Below are 4,700 nucleotides of genomic sequence, written 5' to 3'. Positions count from 1 at the left end.
GCGTGCAGGTATCTGATGTCTCGCGCAGTTTCGGCGCACACAAGGCGCTGGACAATGTCTCCATCGATTTCGCCGATGGCGGGTTCTATGCGCTGCTGGGGCCGTCGGGCAGCGGCAAGACCACGCTGCTGCGCCAGATTGCCGGTTTCGATTTTCCCGATTCGGGCCGCATCACCATCGGCGGCGAGAGCGTCGAGCGGGTGCCGGTCGAAAAGCGGCGCATCGGCATGGTGTTCCAGAACTATGCGCTGTTTCCCAATATGAGCGTCGCCGACAATGTCGCCTTCGGCCTGTCGGTGCGCGGCGAGGCCAAGGCGGTGATTGCAACGGAGGTGCAGCGCGCGCTCGATCTGGTGCAGCTCGGCAAGCTTGGTGGCCGCCGGCCGCACCAACTCTCCGGCGGGCAGCGGCAGCGTGTGGCTCTCGCCCGCGCTATCGTCACCAAGCCGCGCGTGCTTTTGCTCGACGAGCCGCTCGGCGCGCTCGACAAGGCGCTGCGCGTCGATATGCAGATCGAGCTCAAGCGCATCCAGCGCGAGATCGGCATCACCACCATCTTCGTCACGCACGACCAGGAAGAAGCGCTGACGATGAGCGACCGCATCGGCATATTGCGCGACGGCAGGCTGGTGCAGGAGGGGCCGCCGGAGGAGATCTATAACAGGCCGAAGAGCGAGTTCGCCGCCACCTTCCTCGGCGACGCCAACATTTTTCGCGGCGACAGCACGGGCGATGGCATCCGGCTGGCGGACGGAACGGCGATTGCCGCTGGTGTGGGTGCCAAGCTTGCCGCCGGCGCCAAGGCGAGCTGTGCCGTGCGGCCCGAACGCATCCGCATCGCCAGGGATGCCGGAGCACCGGATGGCAACGCCAACATGCTCAAGGGACAGGTTTCCAAGCGCATCTTCGCCGGCAGCAACAGCACCTATTTCGTCGAGCGTGCTGGTCAGACGTTGAAAGTGATTGTGCAGAATACCGGCATGGAACGGCTGGCAGAAGGTCAGGATGTCGTGCTGCGCTGGTCGCCTGAAAGCACGGTGTTGATCGCGGCGAACTGATCCTCACCGGGTCTTGCCAGACCGTCCGCAATCAGGGACAGCATAGACGGGCACGACCCGGAGCATACCGATGACCCTGGAACTGACTGCACGCGACCGATCCATGCTCGACGGCGAGCATGGCCTGTCAGCGGCTGCTGCCATGAAAATCCTGGTCGCCTTTTCCAATGCGATCGGGGCAGGTCGTCTGCTCGACATTGCCGGCGCGCATATCGATGGTTGTCTCTACCATGGCAAGGCCGGTCTCGATTTCGTCGAGCGGCTGGTCGAAGGTGGCGGCCGCGTGCAGGTGCCGACGACGCTGAATGTCGGGTCGTTCGATCTCATCCATCCCGGCATGGTGAAATTGCCGGCGGCCGAAGAGGTGCCGGCGCGACGGTTGATGAAGGCGCATATGGAGCTCGGCTGCCAGGCGACATTCACCTGCGCGCCCTACCAGACGCGCTTCCGGCCGAGCTTTGGGCAGCAGATCGCCTGGGGTGAGTCCAACGCCATCGTCTTTGCCAATTCGGTGATTGGCGCGCGCACCAACCGCTATGGCGATTTCATCGATCTGTGCTGCGCCATGACCGGGCGCGCGCCGGCCTGGGGTCTGCATCTGAGCGAGAACCGGCGCGGCCGGATCTTGTTCGAACTGGCCTTTGCCGACCCCGAGCCGAGCGACAGCCTGTTCGTCGGCATCGGACTTGTCATCGGGCAGGCGAGCGGCGACCGCATTCCGGTGATTGCCGGCCTGCCGCAACCGCGCGACGAGGACCAGCTGAAGGCGTTGGGCGCGGCGGCGGCAACGACGGGTGCTGTGGCGCTGTTCCATGCGGTCGGCATCACGCCGGAAGCGATGACGCTCGACGAGGCGTTCCAGGGTCATGCGCCTGACGAGACGATCCGCATCAGCCGCGCCGACATCGATCATGCGCTGGCCAGGCTATCGACCGTGCCCGATGGCGCGCCGCTGGCGGCCGTGTCGCTCGGCACGCCGCATTTTTCGCATGAGGAATGGATGCGACTGTTGCCGTTGCTGCGCGAGGCAGCACCGGGTAGGCGCATTCCGATCTATGTCAACACCGGCCGCGCGACGCTGACGCGATTGCAGGAGGAGGGCGCGCTGGCCGGTATGGAGGCGTTCGGCCTGATCCCGGTCGCCGATACCTGCACCTATGTCACATCGATCCTGGAACGCCTCGATGGCGTGGTGATGACCAATTCCGGCAAATGGGCGCACTACGCACCCGGCAATATCGGTGTGTCCGTCGCCTTCGCCGAGATGCGGGATTGCATCCGCTCTGCTGCGGCCGGGCATGTTGTGCGGAGCGCGTCATGACGCGACCGGTGGAACGAACCGGCACTTTCCAGCTGGCCGGTGACGCTGAGGGTCAGGCGCTGGTGTTTTCGCAACCGCTCAGCTTCTGGGGCGGTATCGATGCCGAGACCGGCGAGATAACAGACCATTCGCACCCCGGCCTCGGCCGAAATGTCGCTGGCAGGATTTTGGTCATGCCGAGCGGGCGCGGCTCGTCGTCTTCATCCTCGGTCCTGGCCGAGGCGATCCGCAGGGGCACGGCGCCGGCCGGTATTCTTCTGGAGCGGCCGGACCCGATCCTGGCGGTCGGTGCCATCGTTGCCGAATTTCTTTATGACATCCGCATGCCGCTGGTGGTGTGCGATATTTCGAACCTTGTCTCCGGTGATCAAATTGATATCGGCATCGGCAAAGACCGCGGGCCGATCATCAGAGTTCACCCCGCCATCAATCCGGCAGAGCCACGCCGCCAATAGGCCGCCGCCAGCGTTTGATCGCGACCAAGCCCCAGCGTGTCGCGCCAACATTCGCGCACGATCTTGGCGGCAGCGGCTTCCGCCGCGAACCAGCCGAAGGCCGAACCGTCCTGCGGCCACGCCACCGAGCGGACAGCCTCGGCCAGCAGTCTGTCCTCGCCCGCCGCCACGCCATCCCGTGTCAGCCAATGAACCTCGATGCCCGTGCCATTGTTGATCGCTTGTCTTTCACCATCATTGGCGATCTCGACGAAGGCGACGCCTTTTGTCCCGGCCGGTAGCGTCTCCAGCAGCCGAGCCAGCGCCGGCAAGCCGGTTTCGTCGGCGCCCATGACGTACCATTCTGCCTGCCGCACCGGACGGCCGACCGGGCCCATGATGCCAACCTTCATGCTGGGCGCGGCCTGCATGGCCCAGGCGGAGCCGACGCTCTCGCCGGGATGGATCAGGAAGTCGACATCGATGATGCCCTTTTCCACGTCGAGCGCGCGGATGGTGTAGACGCGCGCCACTGGGCGCCGGTCGTCGGTGGGCCAGACCGGTAAGCCATTGCCGCCCAGCACCGGCCACAGCGGATCGGGGACGTCCCTGGTCGGAAACAGCATGCGGATATGCATGCCGCCGAACTTGGCGAAGCGCGAGAGGTTCTCGCCGGTCAGACGAATGCGGCGCATATTCGGAGTGAGGTCGCGAACATCGGTCACCACCATCTCGCGGAACTGGGCGAGGCTGGTTTCGCCTGAGAGATCGCCGGTCCAGACGATCTCGGGGTTTTCCTCCTTGGCGTAGACCTGTACGGCTGTGGCGAGCAGGTCCTTGATACGGGCGAGCCCGTCGCGGTCGGCAGCATTGGCCCGCATCACCAGCCGCTCCATGTCGAACGAGGCGCCGCCGAAGGCAAAGCGGAAATCGATGCGCTGTCCCTGATGCGAAGCATCGGCCTCGAAGCTCCGCAGCCTGTCGGAGATGCTGTCCATGTAGTCCGGCAGACGCCGCAGGTTGAGCCGTGCCTCGCAGGCCAGTTCACGCACCGATGCTTCGTTCATTGTCAGCCTCCGATCCTGCCGGTGAGGCCCACCTTGAAGGTGCGGCCCTTGCCCTGTTCTGTTGCCGCCGAGGTCGACCATGCGCTTTGCGGATCGGTGTAGGCGGTGTTGAAGATGTTATCGACGCCGAAATCGAGCTTGAGGTTGTCGTTGACGCGCCAGTTGGCGAAGACATTGACCAGATCGAAACCGTCATCGACGACCGGCACGGCGTTGGGATTGGTGCGGCTGGTGCGGGTGATCTTGCCGACGCTGAGATATTGCGCGCCGACGGTGAGCTGGTCCTCCAGCATGCGGAAGCCGATCGTGGCCGAGAAGCGGTCGAGCGGCGTGTTGTTCAACGCCTGGCCGGAATAGACGCCGCTGACGACCTTGGCGTCGATCAGCGCGCCGGAGAGGTTCACGAAACCCCAGCCATAATCATAAACCATCTCGGCCTCTACGCCCTTCAGGCGTGCGTCGCCGATGTTGATTGCCGTGCGCGGCAGCACGGTGAGGTCGACGTCGATGTAATCCTCGACGTCAGTGTGGAAAACGTTGACCTTGGCGCGCAGCCGATCACCCGCCGTCAGCACATCGTCATATTTCACGTTGACGCCGGCCTCCCAGTTCTTTGCCGTCTCGGGCTGCAGCAGAAGATTGGGCCGATATGTATCACCGCCGCCATGCGCGCCGCCGCCACGGAAGACATCCTGCAGACCCGGCGCCCGGTAGCCTTCGGAATAGGTGCCATAGAGCTGGAAGCCATCGAATGGCGTGACGCCGACGGTGAGGCGCGGCGACCAACGATCGCCGGAGATCGAGGCTTCCTGCGGTGACG

At 64.5% G+C, this 4,700-nt stretch carries 5 protein-coding genes; 3 read left to right on the top strand and 2 right to left on the bottom strand.

The annotated features are described in order from the left end of the window. Positions 1–2: 2 nt before the first annotated feature. From EOA22_RS24790 to EOA22_RS24780, 3 genes are all read left to right on the top strand, one after another. Positions 3–1,058 (top strand): ABC transporter ATP-binding protein, encoded by a 1,056-nt coding sequence (locus tag EOA22_RS24790; RefSeq protein WP_245478677.1) that lies wholly within the window; start codon positions 3–5, stop codon positions 1,056–1,058. Positions 1,059–1,128: 70 nt separating this feature from the next. After that, positions 1,129–2,379, top strand: coding sequence for an aconitase X (locus EOA22_RS24785; RefSeq protein WP_063168548.1), 1,251 nt, complete (start codon positions 1,129–1,131; stop codon positions 2,377–2,379). Next, the gene (locus EOA22_RS24780; protein ID WP_013530810.1) at positions 2,376–2,834 is read left to right on the top strand and encodes a DUF126 domain-containing protein; all 459 of its coding nucleotides are present in this window, start codon (positions 2,376–2,378) and stop codon (positions 2,832–2,834) included. The genes EOA22_RS24785 and EOA22_RS24780 overlap by 4 nt, the downstream gene beginning before the upstream one ends. On the opposite strand, the gene EOA22_RS24775 is transcribed toward EOA22_RS24780, so the two are convergent. Both EOA22_RS24775 and EOA22_RS24770 read right to left on the bottom strand, forming a co-directional pair. Then, a complete protein-coding gene (locus EOA22_RS24775; RefSeq protein WP_063168547.1) occupies positions 2,795–3,880 on the bottom strand; it encodes a siderophore-interacting protein in 1,086 nt (361 codons plus the stop codon). The genes EOA22_RS24780 and EOA22_RS24775 overlap by 40 nt on opposite strands. Positions 3,881–3,882: 2 nt before the next feature. Next, positions 3,883–4,700, bottom strand: an 818-nt coding sequence (locus EOA22_RS24770; RefSeq protein ID WP_127390276.1) for a TonB-dependent receptor, incomplete at its 5' end; no start/stop codon positions are given.

This window comes from Mesorhizobium sp. M7A.F.Ca.US.014.04.1.1 (assembly GCF_003998745.1).
Lineage (GTDB): Bacteria > Pseudomonadota > Alphaproteobacteria > Rhizobiales > Rhizobiaceae > Mesorhizobium > Mesorhizobium ciceri.
The sequence above is the reverse complement of the archived record's forward strand: the minus strand, read 5'-3'. Positions and strand labels throughout refer to the sequence as shown.